This is a genomic window from Cognatilysobacter tabacisoli (assembly GCF_003586305.1).
Taxonomy (GTDB): Bacteria; Pseudomonadota; Gammaproteobacteria; order Xanthomonadales; family Xanthomonadaceae; genus Cognatilysobacter_A; species Cognatilysobacter_A tabacisoli.
In genome coordinates this window covers 504,440-520,839 of sequence record NZ_QXJI01000001.1, presented here as the reverse complement: position 1 = coordinate 520,839, position 16,400 = coordinate 504,440, and the positions used below count along the sequence as shown (strand labels likewise).

At 72.6% G+C, this 16,400-nt stretch carries 16 protein-coding genes; 7 read left to right on the top strand and 9 right to left on the bottom strand.

What is annotated here, in order from left to right; genetic code table 11:
• Positions 1-11: 11 nt before the first annotated feature.
• From trpA to prmB, 8 genes are all read right to left on the bottom strand, one after another.
• On the bottom strand, positions 12-812 hold the full coding sequence (gene trpA, locus D3A60_RS07040; RefSeq protein ID WP_119718002.1) for a tryptophan synthase subunit alpha: 801 nt from the start codon (positions 810-812) through the stop codon (positions 12-14).
• A gap of 112 nt (positions 813-924) precedes the next feature.
• Positions 925-2,169 carry a tryptophan synthase subunit beta gene (gene trpB / locus D3A60_RS07035; protein ID WP_119718001.1) on the bottom strand — a complete coding sequence of 415 codons (1,245 nt, stop codon included), beginning with the start codon at positions 2,167-2,169 and terminating at the stop codon, positions 925-927.
• A gap of 138 nt (positions 2,170-2,307) precedes the next feature.
• Positions 2,308-2,964 carry a phosphoribosylanthranilate isomerase gene (locus D3A60_RS07030; protein ID WP_119718000.1) on the bottom strand — a complete coding sequence of 219 codons (657 nt, stop codon included), beginning with the start codon at positions 2,962-2,964 and terminating at the stop codon, positions 2,308-2,310.
• A 7-nt stretch (positions 2,965-2,971) separates the two neighbouring features.
• A complete protein-coding gene (truA, locus tag D3A60_RS07025) occupies positions 2,972-3,751 on the bottom strand; it encodes a tRNA pseudouridine(38-40) synthase TruA (protein WP_119719015.1) in 780 nt (259 codons plus the stop codon).
• A gap of 69 nt (positions 3,752-3,820) precedes the next feature.
• A complete protein-coding gene (locus D3A60_RS07020; protein WP_231120431.1) occupies positions 3,821-5,725 on the bottom strand; it encodes a motility hub landmark protein FimV in 1,905 nt (634 codons plus the stop codon).
• 94 nt (positions 5,726-5,819) lie between these two features.
• Positions 5,820-6,836: an aspartate-semialdehyde dehydrogenase gene (locus D3A60_RS07015; protein WP_119717999.1), complete on the bottom strand. Its 1,017-nt coding sequence runs from the start codon at positions 6,834-6,836 to the stop codon at positions 5,820-5,822.
• 141 nt (positions 6,837-6,977) lie between these two features.
• A complete protein-coding gene (gene aroC / locus D3A60_RS07010; RefSeq protein ID WP_119717998.1) occupies positions 6,978-8,102 on the bottom strand; it encodes a chorismate synthase in 1,125 nt (374 codons plus the stop codon).
• A 152-nt stretch (positions 8,103-8,254) separates the two neighbouring features.
• The gene (gene prmB, locus D3A60_RS07005) at positions 8,255-9,193 is read right to left on the bottom strand and encodes a 50S ribosomal protein L3 N(5)-glutamine methyltransferase (RefSeq protein ID WP_119717997.1); all 939 of its coding nucleotides are present in this window, start codon (positions 9,191-9,193) and stop codon (positions 8,255-8,257) included.
• Between the two features lie 96 nt (positions 9,194-9,289).
• Between prmB and D3A60_RS07000 the strand changes: the two genes are divergently transcribed.
• The gene (locus D3A60_RS07000) at positions 9,290-9,940 is read left to right on the top strand and encodes an SCO family protein (RefSeq protein ID WP_119717996.1); all 651 of its coding nucleotides are present in this window, start codon (positions 9,290-9,292) and stop codon (positions 9,938-9,940) included.
• Positions 9,937-10,794 carry an archaetidylserine decarboxylase gene (gene asd / locus D3A60_RS06995; RefSeq protein WP_119717995.1) on the top strand — a complete coding sequence of 286 codons (858 nt, stop codon included), beginning with the start codon at positions 9,937-9,939 and terminating at the stop codon, positions 10,792-10,794. Before D3A60_RS07000 ends, asd begins: the two co-directional genes overlap by 4 nt.
• Before the next feature lie 112 nt (positions 10,795-10,906).
• Here asd and D3A60_RS06990 read toward each other — a convergent pair whose 3' ends face one another.
• Positions 10,907-12,451 (bottom strand): transglycosylase SLT domain-containing protein, encoded by a 1,545-nt coding sequence (locus D3A60_RS06990; RefSeq protein WP_119717994.1) that lies wholly within the window; start codon positions 12,449-12,451, stop codon positions 10,907-10,909.
• Positions 12,452-12,590: 139 nt separating this feature from the next.
• Here D3A60_RS06990 and D3A60_RS06985 point away from each other — a divergent pair, with 139 nt between their 5' ends.
• The 5 genes from D3A60_RS06985 (at position 12,591) to D3A60_RS06965 (ending at position 16,395) form a co-directional block, all read left to right on the top strand.
• Positions 12,591-14,120, top strand: a complete 1,530-nt coding sequence (locus tag D3A60_RS06985; RefSeq protein WP_119717993.1) for a helicase HerA-like domain-containing protein — start codon at positions 12,591-12,593, stop codon at positions 14,118-14,120.
• Positions 14,121-14,131: 11 nt separating this feature from the next.
• The gene (locus tag D3A60_RS06980) at positions 14,132-14,677 is read left to right on the top strand and encodes a GNAT family N-acetyltransferase (RefSeq protein WP_231120430.1); all 546 of its coding nucleotides are present in this window, start codon (positions 14,132-14,134) and stop codon (positions 14,675-14,677) included.
• A gap of 31 nt (positions 14,678-14,708) precedes the next feature.
• The gene (locus tag D3A60_RS06975) at positions 14,709-15,218 is read left to right on the top strand and encodes a copper resistance protein NlpE (protein WP_119717992.1); all 510 of its coding nucleotides are present in this window, start codon (positions 14,709-14,711) and stop codon (positions 15,216-15,218) included.
• A 156-nt stretch (positions 15,219-15,374) separates the two neighbouring features.
• The gene (greB, locus tag D3A60_RS06970) at positions 15,375-15,878 is read left to right on the top strand and encodes a transcription elongation factor GreB (RefSeq protein ID WP_119717991.1); all 504 of its coding nucleotides are present in this window, start codon (positions 15,375-15,377) and stop codon (positions 15,876-15,878) included.
• Positions 15,868-16,395: a GNAT family N-acetyltransferase gene (locus D3A60_RS06965; RefSeq protein ID WP_119717990.1), complete on the top strand. Its 528-nt coding sequence runs from the start codon at positions 15,868-15,870 to the stop codon at positions 16,393-16,395. Before greB ends, D3A60_RS06965 begins: the two co-directional genes overlap by 11 nt.
• Positions 16,396-16,400 lie beyond the last annotated feature (5 nt).

Sequence of the window (16,400 nt, the reverse complement as noted above, 5' to 3'; positions counted from 1 at the left end):
TAGCGCAGGGGTCAAGCGGCCCCGTCGAGCGCCGCCCGCAGCGGGGCCAGGAAGTCCCGCGCGGCCTGGGCCGGGTCGGACGCGTCCGCCAGCGCCGCGACCAAGGCGCTGCCAACGACCACGCCGTCGGCCTCGCGCGACATCGCCAGCGCGCTGGCGGCGTCCTTGATGCCGAACCCGGCCACGACCGGGGCCCGGCTGCCGGCGCGGATCTCGTGCAGGCGGGCGCCGGCCGCCCCGGTGTCGAGCAGGTCCGACGCGCCGGTCACGCCGGCGAAGCTGACGTAGTACAGGTAGCCCTCGGCCTGCGCCTGCAGCAGCGCCATGCGCTCGGGACTGGTCGTCGGCGATGCCAGCAGGATCAGGGTCAGGCCGTGCGGCGCGAACGCCGCGCGGAACTCGGCGGCCTCCTCCGGCGGCAGGTCGACCAGCAGCACGCCGTCGACGCCGGCCGCCACCGCTTCGCGGGCGAAACGCTCGGCACCGCGGATCTCGACCGGATTCAGATAGCCCATCAGCACCACTGGCGTGTCTTCGTCGCGCTCGCGGAACTGGCGCACGGCCTCGAGCACGAACGCCCGCCCCGCTCCGCGCACGATCGCGCGCTCGGAGCTGCGCTGGATCGTCGGGCCGTCGGCCATCGGATCGGAAAACGGCACGCCCAGCTCGATCACGTCGGCGCCGGCCGCGGCCAGCGCGTGCATGACCGGCACCGTCGCGTCCAGCGAGGGGTCGCCCGCGGTGACGAACGGGACCAGCGCCTTGCGGCCGGTGGACTGGAGCTGGGCGAAGCGGCGGTCGATGCGGCTCAAGGCAGGCACTCGGGTCTGGGGCGCGGCGTCGGTGTCGACGCGTGGCGCGGGGTCTCGGGGTGGATTCGACGCGCGAACCGTCCGCGGCGGGCCGGTTCGCACGGTGCGGGCGTCAGAGCGACAGCCCCTCGCGCATCGCCACGGTGTTCACGTCCTTGTCGCCGCGGCCGGACAGGTTGCACAGCACGATGCCGTCCTTCGGCAGCTCGCGGGCGAGCTTCACCGCCTGGGCGATCGCATGGCTGGACTCGAGCGCCGGGATGATGCCCTCGGTGCGGCACAGCAGGTGGAACGCGGCGAGCGCTTCGTCGTCGGTCACGCCGACGTACTCGCCGCGCCCGGTGTCCTTCAGGAACGCGTGCTCCGGTCCGACGCCCGGGTAGTCCAGGCCTGCCGATACCGAATGGGTCTCGATGATCTGGCCGTCGTCGTCGCAGATGACGTACGTGCGGTTGCCGTGCAGTACGCCCGGGCGGCCGGCCGCGAGCGACGCGGCGTGGCGGCCGGTGTCGATGCCGTCGCCGGCCGCCTCGGCCCCGACGATGCGCACCAACGGGTCGTTGAGGAAGGCGTGGAAGATGCCGATCGCGTTGCTGCCTCCGCCGACGCAGGCGGTGACCGCGTCGGGCAGCCGCCCGTACTCGGCCAGCATCTGCGCGCGCGCCTCGCGGCCGACCACGGCGTTGAAGTCGCGGACCATGCGCGGGTACGGGTCGGGGCCGGCGACCGTGCCGATGATGTAGAACGTGTCGCGTACGTTGGTCACCCAGTCGCGCATCGCCTCGTTCAGCGCGTCCTTCAGCGTCGCCGAGCCGCTGGTCACCGGCACGACGGTCGCGCCGAGCAGCTTCATGCGGAACACGTTGATCGCCTGGCGCTGGATGTCGGTCGCGCCCATGTAGACCACGCACTCCAGCCCGAGCCGCGCGGCAACGGTGGCCGACGCCACGCCGTGCTGGCCGGCGCCGGTCTCGGCGATGATGCGGGTCTTGCCCATCCGCTTGGCGAGCATCGCCTGGCCAATGGTGTTGTTGATCTTGTGCGCGCCGGTGTGGTTCAGGTCCTCGCGCTTGAGCAGGATGCGCGCGCCGCCGGCGTGCTCGCTCAGCCGCTGCGCGTGGTAGATCGGGCTCGGCCGGCCGACGTAGTGCGCCAGGTCGGCATCAAACTCGGCGATGAAGGCCGGATCGACGCGCGCGGCATCGTAGGCGGTCGCCAGTTCCTCCAGCGGCCCGATCAGCGTCTCGGCGACGAAGCGCCCGCCGAAGCGGCCGAAGTGGCCGGCAGCATCGGGATACGCGTGGAAATCGGTGATCGAGCCGGACTGCGGCTCGGGGGATAGCGGCTGGGCGGACATCGATCGGACACGTCTGGGAAGGGGGTCGCGCGCTGCGGCGGCGAACTCTGGAGTGTAGGGCCAAAGGTCCCGCGCCGGTCGCGCAGCCACAGGTACGCAGGCGCGGGGCGAAACGATGCGCGGCGCGCCGGTGGGCGCTCAGTCGACGTGGCAGTCGGCGCGCCGCACCTCGGCGACGAACCGGTGCATGCGCTCGCCGTCCTTGATGCCCGGCTCGCTTTCGATGCCGCTGGACACGTCCACGCCCCAAGGCATCGTCGCGACGATCGCGTCGAAGACGTTGTCCGGCGTCAGTCCTCCGGCGAGCAGGAACGGGCGGTTCAGCCCGCTCGGCAGGCGCCGCCAGTCGAACGTCTGGCCGCTTCCGCCGGAGTGGCCGCCGCCGTGACTGTCGAACAGGAAGCCGGCCGCCGCCGGGTAGCGGCCGATCAGCTGGCCCGGGGTCGGCGTCGGGTCGTCGCTGCCCATCGCGATCGCCTTCAGGTACGGCACGCCAAACGCCCGGCAGAACGCGTCGTCTTCGTTGCCGTGGAACTGCAGCAGGCTCGGGCGCACCTGGCGCACCACCTCGCGCACCTGGTCGACCGGGTTGTCCTGGAACAGCGCGACCACGTCGACCAGCGGCGCCAGCGCCTGGCGCATCGCGCGCGCCTCCGTGGCGGCGACGCGGCGGCGGCTGTTCTCGGCGAAGATGAAGCCGACCGCGTCGGCGCCGAGCTCGCTCGCCAGGCGCACGTCGCCGGCGCGGGTCAGGCCGCAGAACTTGATCCGGGTGCGGTACGGCAGGCGGGTCATGGCGGGCTCACAGGCTGACGTCGGCGGGAAGGCCCCATTCTGCCGGGTAACGCGGCCCGAGGAACACCAGCCCCGCGGCCGGCGCGGTGGGACCGGCCAGCGTGCGGTCGCGGCCGGCGAGCAGTTCGGCGATCCAGCCCTCCGCCGCGTCGCCGCGGCCGACCACCAGCAGGCTGCCGACGATGTTGCGGACCATGTGGTGCAGGAACGCGTTGGCCTGCACTTCCACCTCGACAATGTCCGTCTCGCGCCGCACGTGGATGTACTGCAGCTCGCGGCGCGCGTGCGGCGCCTGGCAGTGCACGGTGCGGAACGCCGAGAAGTCGTTCTCGCCGAGCAGCGCCTGGGCGGCGCGGTGCATGGCGTCGGCATCGAGCGGGCGGCGCTCCCAGCTCAGATACTGGCGCTGCAGCGCCGGGCGGACGGTGCGGTTGAGGATCCGGTACCGGTAGCGCCGCGCGCGCGCCGAGAACCGCGCGTGGAAGTCGTCGGCGACCGGCACGCACCAGCGCGCGCACACCGACGGCGGCAGCTGCGACGTGGTGCCGAGCACCCAGCCGCGCACGTCGCGGTCGGCCGGTCCGTCGAAATGGACGACCTGCCCCGCCCCGTGCACGCCGGCGTCGGTCCGACCGGCGCAGACGGTGTCGATCGGGCGGCCGGCAACGAACGACAGCGCACGCTCGAGCGCGCCCTGCACCGTCGGCTCGTCCGGCCGCTCCGGGGCGCCGGGCCGGGTCAGGCGCTGCCAGCCGGAGAACGCGCTGCCGTCGTACTCGACGCCCATCGCGTAGCGGCGCAGCGGCGGTCCCGCCACGTCGGGCGTGTCGCCGGGATCAGGACCTGCCGCCACCGGCTATTCCAGGTCGCGCAGCATCCGCGAGGCGCGCTGGCGCGCTTCCAGATCGCCGTGCAGCAGCACTTCGCTGAGCAGTTGGCGGGCACCGTCGCGGTCGCCCAGATCGAGGTAGGCGCGCGCCAGCTCGAGCTGCTCGCCGCCGCCGGCCACCGGCGCCGACGCCGCCGCGCCCGCATGCCAGGCCGGCACGACAACCGCGTTCGCGTCGTCCTGGACCGCCTCGGCAGTGCGGCCGCCGTGCAGCTGCGCGCGCTCGCGGCGATCCCACAGGCCGTCGGCGGGATCGACCACCGGCGCGGCCGGCTTGACGGGCGCCGTCGTCGCGAACGACGGGGCGGCCTTCGCGTGCAGTGGCGGAGCGATCACGCTCGCCGGCGCAGGCGCTGGGGTGGCGTCGGTTTCGGCGTCGGCCACGTCGGCCTCCGGCGGGTTGCCGAACAGGTCGTCGCGCGGCGACGCGGCCGGCGGGAACGCCGCCGCGAGCGGCGACACCGGCTCCATCGGCGGACGGAAGCGCGGCGCGTCGGCGGCGCGCCGGCGCATCAGCCAGCCGCCGAGCAGCGCCACCAGCAGCACGCCGGATCCGCCGAGGATCCACGGCAGCAGCGACGCGCTCGCCGCGCCGTCCGGCGCCGGCTGGCTCGGCGCGGCGGCGTTGGATGCGGCCAGTCGCTGCTGCGCGGCGGCCAGCTCGGTGTCCTTCATCGACAGCAGCTGCTGCTGGTCCTGCTGGAGCTTCTCGAGCTCGGCGATGCGGGTCTTGAGTTCCTGCACCTCGGCGTCGCGAGCGGCCAGCGTTTCCTTGGTCACCTGCATTTCCTGTCGCAGCATCTCACCCTCACCGCCGGCACTCATGCCGGACTGATTGCCCGCGCGATTCGCCTGGCTGGCGCCGGGCGGGACGATTTCCAGCCGCGCGCTGGCCGCGCGCGGTGCCGCTGCGGCGGCGGCAGGCGATGGGTCGCGTTCGACCACGCCGTCGCCCGATGCGACCGGCTGCGGCGCCGGCGCACGCGCCTGCCGCCACTGGCGCACCTGTGCGCGCACCAGCGCGCTGGCCTCGCCGGCGTCGACCGCCGCCAGCTCTCCGGCTGGCGGAACGCGCAGCACCGCGCCCTGCTTGAGCTGGTTGATGTTGCCGCCGATGAAGGCGTCCGGGTTGGCCCGCAGCAGCGCGATCATGGCCTGGTCCAGGCTCATGCCCGGCATGTCGAGCTGCCCGGCCAGGCCCGACAGCGTGTCGCCGCGCTCGACGTTGAGCGCGTCGGTCGCCGGCGACGGCGAGAACGACGGCTCGGGCACGGCGGCGACGGGCTCGGGTGCGGGGGCCTCGGCCGCAGCGACCGGATCGGCCGCCGGTGCTTCCTCGCTCGGCGCGGCCGTCTCGTCCGGCGCGTCTTCGGCGACGTCGGCCAGGGGTTCGGCGGCAACCGCCGGCCGCTCGATCACGTTCGGCGCCGACACCACCGGGGCGGCGACCGGCGGCTGCAGCGGCGCGGCCACGGTCTGCGGGGTGTCGATCAGCGCCGAGTACTCGCGCACCAGCCGGCCCTGGATCGAATCGACCTCGACGAGGAACGTCAGCAGCGGCTGTGTCACCGGCTGCTGGCTGGTGACTCGGATGACGGGGTTGCCGGCGCTGTCGAGCGCGACCATGAACTGCAGGTCCGCGACCATGCCCTGCGGTGGCGTCAGGCCGATGCGCGCAAAGGTTTCCGGCGACGCCGGCCCGACCTGCAGCGCTTCGAGCTCGGCCGGATCGCTGGAGATGATCGGGATTTCGGCCACCAGCGGCTGGCCGGCCTTCGACTTGACCTCGATCTGGCCCAAGCCCAGCGCGGCCGCCGTGCCGCTGGCCAGGGCCAGCGCCACCGCGAGCGCGCTTGTCGCGAAATGCTTCACGGAGCCGTGCTTCACAGAATCGAACTTCCCTGCCTTCCCCAAGCGGCGACTCTAGCCGCCGCCGCCCGGAGGGGCAATGCAACGCGGTCGCGGTTCAGCGTTCGCCCAGCACCAGTTCGGCCAGCTGCACGGCGTTCAGCGCGGCGCCCTTACGGATGTTGTCCGACACCACCCACAGGTCGAGGCCGCGCGGGTGGGAGATGTCCTCGCGGATGCGGCCGACGTAGGTCGGGTCGTTGCCCGACGCGTGCGTCACCGGCGTCGGATAGCCGCCGGCGGCGCGTTCGTCGACCACTTCGACGCCCGGCGCGGCCTCCAGCAGCGCGCGCGCGTCGGCCGCGGTGATCTTCCGGCGGGTCTCGATGTGCACGGCCTCGGAGTGGCCGTAGAACACCGGCACGCGCACGACCGTCGCGTTCACCTGGATGCTGTCGTCGCCGAGGATCTTGCGGGTCTCCCACACCAGCTTCATCTCCTCGCTGGTGTATCCGTTGTCGAGGAAATCGCCGCCGTGCGGGATCACGTTGAACGCGATCTGCACCGGGTAGACCTCGGGCCTGGGGTCCTGGAAGTTCAGCAGCGCGGCGGTCTGGCGGCCGAGCTCTTCGAGCGCGCGCCGGCCGGTGCCGGACACCGACTGGTAGGTGGCGATGTTGATGCGCTCGATGCCGACGGCGCGGTGGATCGGCGCCAGCGCGACCATCAGCTGCATCGTCGAGCAGTTCGGGTTGGCGATGATCCCGCGCGGGCGGTGGCGCGCGGCCTCCGGGTTGACCTCGGCCACGACCAGCGGCACGTCGGCGTCGCCGCGGAACACCGACGAGTTGTCGATCACCACTGCGCCGGCGGCGGCGAACTTCGGCGCGTACTCCTTCGACACGCTGCCGCCGGCGGAGAACAGCGCGATGTCGATGCCGTTCGGGTCGAACGTGGCGAGGTCCTGCACCACCAGCTGGCGGGCGCCGTACTCGACCTTGCCGCCCGCCGAGCGCTCGCTGGCCAGCACGGTCAGGGTGCCGATCGGGAACTGCCGTTCGGCGAGGATCTTCAGCATCGTTTCGCCGACGGCGCCGGTGGCGCCGACGACGGCTACGTTCACGGTCTTGCTCATGGAATGTCCTGGGGCTGCGGGGCGGGCGGCGGCCTGCAATTGTGCGGCACGGCGGCCCGCCGGTTGGATGGGGGCATCGGGACGCTGGTGCGGCGCAGCTGCAACGTCGGCGCGGGCAGGCCCGGCGCGCGCGGCTGGCCGCTAGCGTTTGCCCGGTTTGGCGGCCGCGTCGACGCTGCCGGGAATACGCGGCGACACCTCGCCGACGTCGCCGCACTGCGCGCGGTGGCGCAGCGCCTGGTCCATCAGCACCAGCGCCACCATCGCCTCGCAGATCGGGGTGGCGCGCACGCCGACGCAGGGATCGTGGCGACCGGTGGTGACCACCTCGACCACGTTGCCGTCGACGTCGAGGCTGTCGACCGGCAGGCGCAGGCTCGACGTCGGCTTGAACGCGGTCGACACGCGCAGCGGCTGGCCGGTGCTGATGCCGCCGAGGATGCCGCCGGCGTGGTTAGACGCGAAACCGTCCGGGCCCATGTGGTCGCGGTGCTCGCTGCCGTGCTGGGCGACGACCGCGAAGCCGTCGCCGACCTCGACGCCTTTCACCGCGTTGATGCTCATCAGCGCCGCGGCGAGTTCGCCGTCGAGCTTGCCGTAGATCGGCTCGCCCCAGCCCGGCGGCAGGCCGGTCGCAACGACGTCCACCCGCGCGCCAACCGAGTCGCCGGACTTGCGCAGCGCGTCCATGTACTGCTCCAGCGCCGGCACCTGCGCCGCGTGCGGCCAGAAGAACGGATTGCCCTCGACCACCGACAGGTCGATCGCGTCGGGGACCACCGTGCCGATCTGCGCGAGGAAACCCTGCACCCGCACGCCGTACCGGTCGGCCAGCCACCTCTTGGCGATGACGCCGGCGGCCACGCGCATCGTCGTCTCGCGCGCGGACGAGCGCCCGCCGCCGCGCGGGTCGCGGATGCCGTACTTCTGCCAGTAGGTGTAATCGGCGTGGCCAGGGCGGAACTGCGCGGCGATGTTCGCGTAGTCCTTGCTGCGCGCGTCGACGTTGCGGACCAGCAGCGCGATCGGCGTGCCGGTGGTGACGCCCTCGTACACGCCGCTGAGGATCTCGACCTCGTCGGCCTCGTGGCGCTGCGACGTGTGGCGGGTGCGCCCGGTCGCGCGGCGGTCGAGGTCGGCGCGGAAGTCCTCCGGCGCGATCGCGATGCCCGGCGGGCAGCCGTCGATCACGCAGCCGATCGCCGGCCCGTGGCTCTCGCCGAAGGTCGTGACCGAGAACAGCTTGCCGAACGTGTTGCTGGACACCGCGGGCCTCGGCGCCATCGGGCGCAGGACATGGACAGGAGCGTGGGGGACGTGAGCGTGGATGACGCGTGTGCGGGCGAATCTACCCGAGACGGCGGGCTTGCGGCGCAATCGTTGCCGCTGGAACCGACGCGACGGCGCCGGGTCCGGGATCAGCCGCGCGTGTCGGCGAGCTGTCTGATGCGGTCGTGGTGCTCGACGAGGTCCGCGCGCTCGGCGACGAAGATCCCCATCTGCCCGACCTTGAACTCGACCCACGCCAGCGGCAGCTCGGGCAGCAGCTCGACCAGCGCGCGCTCGGCCTCGCCGACTTCGCACACCAGCAGGCCGTGCTCGCTCAGGTGCGCCGGCGCGTCGCGCAGGATGCGCAGCGCCAGGTCGAGGCCGTCGTCGCCGGCGCGCAGGCCCAGCTCGGGCTCATGCGCGTACTCGGGCGGCAGCGCGTCGGTCTCGGCGTGGGTGACGTACGGCGGGTTGGTGACGATCAGGTCGTAGACCTCGCCGTCGAGCTGGTCGAACAGGTCCGACTTGCGCAGGGTGACGTTGTCGGCGTGCAGGCGGGCCTTGTTCTCGGCGGCCAGCGCCAGCGCGTCGTCGTTGATGTCGGCGCCGGTGACGTCCCAGTTCGGGTGGTGGTGCGCCGTGGCGATGGCGATGCAGCCCGAGCCGGTGCACAGGTCGAGCACGCGCTCGACCTCGCGGCCGCCGAGCCACGGCTCGAAGCCCGATTCGATCAGCTCGGCGATCGGCGAGCGCGGCACCAGCGCGCGCGGGTCGCTCTTGAAGCTCAGGCCGGCGAACCACGCTTCGCCGGTCAGGTAGGCAGCGGGGATGCGCTCGCTGATGCGACGCTCGAACAGCGCCAGCACCGCCGCCAGCTCCTCGCCGGTGACGCGCGAGGCGCCGTAGACCGGGCTGAGGTCGTGCGGCAGGTGCAGCGCGTGCAGGACCAGCTGGGTCGCCTCGTCGAGCGCATTGTCGTAGCTGTGCCCGAAGGTCAGCCCGGCCGCGGCGAAGCGGCTGCCACCGTAGCGGATCAGGTCGATGATCGAGACCTGTTCGAACACAGGCGAAGCGTTGGCGGGGGTCATGACGGCGCGGGGCGTGGGCGGCCGGCGATTATAGCGGTGCACGGTGGGCGGGGCCGGTCGCCGCTATCATGGCCGCGCTCCCACGCCGGACCGACCATGTTCACTCGCACCACCCTCCTCGTCCTCGTCGCCGCCCTCGCCGCCGGCCTCGGCCTGTGGGCCTCGCAGCGCTACTTCGGCGCGGCGCCGCCGGCGACGGCGTGGCCGGCGACGACGGCCGTGCGGCTGTTCGAGCCCGCGCGCACGCTGCCGGCCTACTCGCTGCGCCAGTCCGACGGCACGCCGCTGGTGCCGGGCGAACTCAAGGGCCACTGGACCCTGGTGTTCCTCGGTTTCACCTACTGCCCGGACGTCTGTCCGACCACGCTGGCCGAACTGGCCAGGGCGCAGAAGCAGTGGGAGGCGCTGCCCGAGTCGACCCGCCCGCGCGTGCTGTTCGTCTCGGTGGACCCGGAGCGCGACTCGCCCGACCGCATCGGCGAGTACGCCCACGCCTTCCACCGCGACACGCTGGCCGCGACCGCCGACGTGCCGGCGCTGGAGCGGTTCACGCGCTCGCTGAGCCTGGTGTTCGCCAAGGTGCCGGCGCCCGACGGCGCGCCGCCGGAGCAGTACACGATGGACCACAGCGCCACGCTCGCGGTGCTCGACCCGCAGGGCCGAATGGCCGGCGTCGTTCAGCCGCCGCTCGATCCGGCCGCGATCAGCGCCGACCTGGCCGCGCTGACCCGGGCGAGCGCGCCATGAGCCTGCTGACCCGCCTGACCTACGTGCTGCCGCACCGCGCGCTGTCGTCGCTGGCGCGCACCCTCGCCTACTCGCGCCAGCCGGCGGTCAAGCGGTGGCTGATCGACACCGTCACGGCGAAGTTCGGCGTGGACCTGTCCGAGGCGGCGCAGCCCGATCCGGGCGCGTACGAATCGTTCAATGCGTTCTTCACTCGCGAACTGCGCCCCGGCGCGCGCGTGCCCGACGACGACCCGCGTGCGCTGCTGATGCCGGCCGACGGCCGGATCAGCCAGTGCGGGCCGATCACGACCGACGCCGACGGCGGCGGCCGGATCTTCCAGGCCAAGGGCCAGTCGTTCACCGTCGCCGAGCTGCTCGGCGACGACGACGCCGCCGACGCGTTCCGCGGCGGGCTGTTCGCGACGGTGTACCTGTCGCCGAAGGACTACCACCGGGTGCACATGCCGTGGGCCGGAAAGCTGCGCGAAACGGTGCACGTGCCCGGGCGACTGTTCAGCGTCGGCCCGGACGCCGTGCGCACCGTGCCGCGGCTGTTCGCGCGAAACGAGCGCCTGGTCTGCCACTTCGACACCGATTTCGGCCCGATGGCGATGGTGATGGTCGGCGCCCTGCTGGTGTCGGGCGTGGAAACGGTCTGGAGCGGCGTCGAGATCCCGCGCTACGGCGATGCGGTCACGGTCAAGGACTACCGCGGCGAGCACGTCACGCTGGAGCGCTTCGCCGAGATGGCGCGCTTCAATTACGGGTCGACCGTGATCGTGCTGCTGCCCGCGGGCGTCGCGGCCCTGGCTCCGTCGCTGACCCCCGAGTCGCCGGTGCGGCTGGGCGAGCGGCTGGCGACGCTGAGCTAGTCGCGCGCCGCGCGGCGGCGCGTGCGTCGTGCACGCCGGATGCGCGGCGTCACCGTGCACCCGGTGCGACAGCCCACGCGAATGCGGCGGCTGTCGCCCGCCGCAGGCGGCGCTACTGCCGGCAGCCGGCCAGCGCGAGCTGCTGACCGGGACGGATCGCGAAGCGCGGGGCCTTGATGCCGTTCGCGTCCGCAAGATCGCCGGTGTCGCATTCGAACTTGCGCGCGATCGACGTCAACGTCTCGCCGCGCTGAACGCGGTAGCTGCGCGGCTTGGCCGGGACGGCCGCCGGCGCCGGCGTCACGGCCGCGGTGGCGTCCGCCGCTTCGGGCTGGACCAGTTCGACCCGGCCGGTGCGCACGATCGCGCTAGCGACGTTGCTGTTGACCAGCGTGCGCGCCAGCTCCGCGCGGCGCCCCTGCGTGCACCAGCGGTTGTACAGGCCGACGATGCGGGTCGTCGCGGCCAGCGACGTGCCCGCGGCGAGGTACCCGTCGGGCTGGTAGCGCGGGTTGAGGTTGCGCAGCGTGCGCATGTAGCCGTCGCGGGTGTCGCCGGTGCCCAGGCAGATCGCCAGCTGGTAGATCGAAGTCGGCTGCGCCAGCCGCAACGTCGCCGGGCGCGCATCGACCTTCGGGAACTTCAGGCCGTACTCGCGCGGGTGCAGGTACAGCCACGCTGCCGCGATCACCATCGGCACGTAGTCGCGGGTCTCGGCGGGGAACTGGTTGTAGACCGACTCGTCCCAGAACGGCGCACCGTTGGCGCCGCGGTAGACCCGCAGCGCGCGGCCCTCGCCGCCGTTGTAGGCCGCCAGCGCCAGCTCGATGTTGCGATTGAGCTGTCCCATGCGCTCGTTGAGGTAGGCCGCGCTGGCCATCGCCGACGCGCGCGGGTCATAGCGCGTGTCGAAACCGGTGCCGTCCGGGCCGAGGCCGAAGCGCAATCCGGTCGCATACATGAACTGCATCGGCCCGGCCGCGCCGGCGCGCGAGGTCGAATGGACGCGGCCGTTGGACTCCTTGGCCATGATTCCGAACAGCAGCGCCTCGGGCAGGCCGGCCTTCTCGAACTGCGGCCACATCAGGTGGCGCATGTACTCGTAGTTCTCGTACGAATCCATCAGCGACGGGCGCATGTCGGTCAGCCAGCGGCGGATGCCGGCCTGCACCGCGGGATTGAACTGGACCATGCGGTCGAAGCCGTGGCCTTCGCCTAGCAGGTGCGCCGCGCGCGCGGCCTCGGGCACATCGACCGCCACCGTTCCGGCCACTGCGCCGGCCGGCCCGTACTCGCCGCCCTCGCCGACATCGTCGTCGCCCTCGCCTGCCGGCCCTTCGGCGCCGTCCTTCAGCAAGCGCTTGAACGTGGCCAGCAGCGTCGGCGCCTGGCAGCCGCGCTGCTTCATGCAGGCCGCCATCACGTCCTCCATGTCCTCGAGCGCCGCGTCGCTGGCCGCCTGCGCGCCCGGGTCGGCGTTGGCGATGCCGACCAGCGCGGCACGGTACTTCGCTTCGGCGGCCTGCATGCGCTGGTAGAGGACGTCGGCGGCGGCCTTGTCGCGCTTGGACTGCGCAACGGCGGGAGACGAGAACGCGCACAGCATCACGATGACGACAACGGCGCGCGCGGCGGAACAAGAAAGCAAGGAGGGCATGGACATCAAGTGGTGCAAGTCGACCTGCAGGGTAGCCCCGCACTTGCGACAGCGGCAACCGCCGCGACGCGTGCGGTGCATCGCACCGGCACGTCGAGGGTGCTGGCATAGAATCGCCGGACCCGTTCAGGAGATGCCCATGGTTGCCTCGTCGCCCGGTTCAGCGATCCTCGTCGGCAAGTCGGTCACCACCGCCGACGGCGGCCCGGTCTGGCTGCAGCCCCGCTACGGCAACCGGCACGGGCTGGTCGCCGGCGCCACCGGCACGGGCAAGACCGTCACCCTGATGACGCTGGCGGAAGGCTTTTCGCGGATCGGCGTTCCGGTGTTGCTCGCCGATGTGAAGGGCGACGTCGCCGGCCTGGCCGTGCCCGGCGCGATGAACGACAAACTGCAGGCGCGGATCGCGGAGATCGGCGTCGAGGGTTACGCGAACGAAGCCAGTCCGGTGGTGTTCTGGGACCTGTTCGGCACGCTCGGCCATCCGATCCGCACGACCGTCAGCGAGATGGGCCCCACGCTTCTGTCGCGCATCCTCGAACTGAACGACACCCAGTCCGGCGTGCTCGACATCGTCTTCAAGCTCGCTGACGACCGCGGCCTGCTGATGCTCGACCTCGAGGACCTGCGCGCGCTGCTCGGCGTCGTCGCCGACGAGCGCAAGGACATCTCGACCAGCTACGGCCTGGTCAGCACGCCGTCGATCGGCGCGATCCAGCGCGCGCTGCTGCGGCTGGAGGCCGAAGGCGGCGAGATGTTCTTCGGCGAGCCGGCGCTCGAGCTCGCCGACCTGATGCGCACGACGACCAACGGCCGCGGCGTGGTCAACATCCTCGCCGCCGACCGGCTGATCCTGAAGCCGCGCCTGTACTCGAGCTTCCTGCTGTGGCTGCTGTCGGAGCTGTTCGAGCAGCTGCCGGAAGTCGGCGACCTCGACAAGCCGAAGCTGGTGTTCGTGTTCGACGAGGCGCACCTGCTGTTCGAGGACGCGCCGCCGGCGCTGCAGCAGCGGGTCGAACAGGTCGTGCGGATCATCCGCTCCAAGGGCGTCGGCGTGTACTTCTGCTCGCAGTTCCCCGACGACGTGCCCGACGACATCCTCGGCCAGCTCGGCAACCGCGTGCAGCATGCGCTGCGCGCCTACACCCCGCGAGACCAGAAGGCGGTCAAGACCGCGGCGCAGACCTTCGTCGCCAACCCGAAGCTCGACGTGGCCGAGGTCATCGCCCAGCTCGGCACCGGCGAGGCGCTGGTATCGACGCTGCAGGACAAAGGCATCCCGATGCCGGTCGAGCGCACCCTGATCGCGCCGCCGCGCTGCCGGATGGGCGCAATCACGGAGGCCGAACGCGCGCAGGTGCGCACCGGCAGTCCGGTCGGGGCGAAGTACGACACCCGCGTCGACCGCGAGTCCGCGGCCGAGATGCTGGCGAAGAAGGCCGAAGCGACCGCCGTCCAGGCCAAGGCGCCGCCGGCGCGCACGCGCGAGCAGGACGACGCGGAAGAAGGCGGCTTCGGCCAGGCCGTCAAGGACGCGGTGTTCGGCACCAAGCGCCGGCAGGGCATGGTCGAGACCATGGCCAAGCAGACCGCGCGCACCGTCGGCAGCCAGATCGGCCGGCAGATCCTGCGCGGCGTGCTCGGCGGCCTGTTCGGCGGGCGCCGCTGAGCCCCGCGCCCGTGCAGCCGGCACCGGCCATCGCGCTGCGCGACGCGGTCGCGGCGGATTTCGACGCGATCGTCGCGCTCAATGCGGCCGACGTGGCCCACACGAGCGCGATGGACACCGCGCGCCTGCACGCGCTCGACGCGCTGTCGGTTTACCACCGGGTCGCGACGGTCGACGGCGCGGTCGCGGCGTTCCTGCTCGCGATGGCCGACGACAGCGCGTACGTCAACGACAATTTCGGCTGGTTCGCCGCGCGCGCGCCCGGCTTCGTCTACGTCGACCGGATCGTCGTCGGTGCGGAGCACCGCGGGCTCGGCCTGGCCTCGCGGCTGTACGTCGACCTGTTCGCGTTCGCGCGAGAGCGCGGGGCCGCGCAGATCGCGTGCGAGTACAACGTCATTCCGCCGAACGAGCCCTCACGACGCTTCCACGATCGCTTCGGCTTCCATGAAGTCGGCCGCCAGTGGCTCGACGGCGGCGCCAAGCAGGTGTCGATGCAGGTCGCCGAGCTCGCTTCCGTGCCCGCCCCGGACGCCGCCGCGCAGCCGCCGCCCTGATCCCCCGCCCCACCGCACCCGAGGACCCCGCATGAACCGCCCACTCACCCGCCTTGCCCTCGCCCTCTCCGTCGCCGTCGCGCTGGCCGCCTGCAAACCGCAGGCGCCGGCGGAGCCGGCTGCATCGACCCCGGCGACGGAGCCCGCGGCCGCTGCCGCCGTCGATCCGGCTCCTGCCGCCGCAGACGCGATGCCGGCCAGCCTGCCGTTCGACCAGAAGGGCTTCGCCGGCACGTTCAAGGGCACGCTGCCGTGCGCGGACTGCCCGGGCATCGACACGACCCTGGTGTTGAACGCGGACGGCACCTACACGCTCGACACCGTCTACCAGGGCAAGCCGGGCGCGTTTTCGACCGACGGCACGTGGACGACCGAGGCCGGCGACAAGACCGTGCGGCTGGACCCGAACTCGAAGTCCGAGCAGGACCGGCTGTTCGCGATCGCCTCGAACGGCGAGCTCAAGGCGCTCGACCTGCAGGGCCAGCCGCTGCCGGACACGCACCCGCACAGCCTGCTGCGCGACGGCGCCGCGACGCCCTGATCGGACTCGGCACGCGCACGTGACGCGGGCGGCGATGGGTCGCCCGCGTCGTCTCTAGCGCCGCGCGTGCGCGGCCGGGTGGCGCGAACGGGACGGCGCACACCGTCACCGCGCCGTATGCTGGCGCCCCGCTCCCTTCCCCCGGCATCGACGACGATGGGCCGCTGGCGACCGCCTCCGGAAAAAAGCACCGCGCTGATCACCCGCGCCGGCCACGACCGGCTCAAGGCCGAGCTCGACGAGCTGTGGCGCGTGAAGCGGCCGGAGGTCGTCAAGGCGCTGGCCGCCGCGGCCGCCGAAGGCGACCGCTCGGAAAACGCCGAGTACACGTACCGCAAGAAGCAGCTCGGCGAGATCGACCGCCGCGTGCGCTACCTCAGCAAGCGCGTGCCGGCGCTGCGCGTCGTCGACACCGCGCCGAGCGACCCGCAGGCGGTGTTCTTCGGCGCGACCGTCGAGGTCGAGCACGTCGTCAGCGGCGACAGCCAGCGCTACCGCATCGTCGGCCCCGACGAAACCGACGCGAAGCTGGGCCACATCAGCATCGACTCGCCGCTGGCGCGCGCGATGCTGAAGAAGCGGCCCGACGACGAATTCGAGGCGCAGCTGCCCGGCGGGCCGCAGCGGTACGTGATCGTCGACGTCGCGTATGGCGACTGAGCCACCAGGCATCGACGACCGCCAAGCGGCCGCGGCGCCGACCGGCATCCGCGTGCGTCCGGCGACGCTGGCCGACGTGGAGGCCATCAGCGCACTCACCACCGCACTGGCCGAGCGCCACATCGTCGGCGACTGCAGCGCCGAAGGCAGCGCGCGGCTGATCGCGGCGATGCAGCCCGGCCCCACCCGCGAGCGCCTCGCATCGGGGCACCGCACCTGGGTCGCCGAGGTCGAGGCCGGGCCGGGGCCCGCCGCCCTCGTCGGGGTCGCGTGCGTGCGCCTTCCGGCGCACCTCTACCACCTGTTCGTTGCCGATCACGTGCAGCGTCGCGGCGTGGCCCGCGCGCTGCTGGAGGCGGTCGTGGCCGGGATCGCCGACCAGCCTGACGGCGCCTTGACCTTGAACGCCTCGCGCGTCGGCGTGCCGGCCTACGCGCGGATGGGCTTCATCCCGACGGGCGCCGAATGCACCGCCTTCGGGATCCCGTCGACCCCGATGCAGCTTTTGCGCCGCTGAGCCCG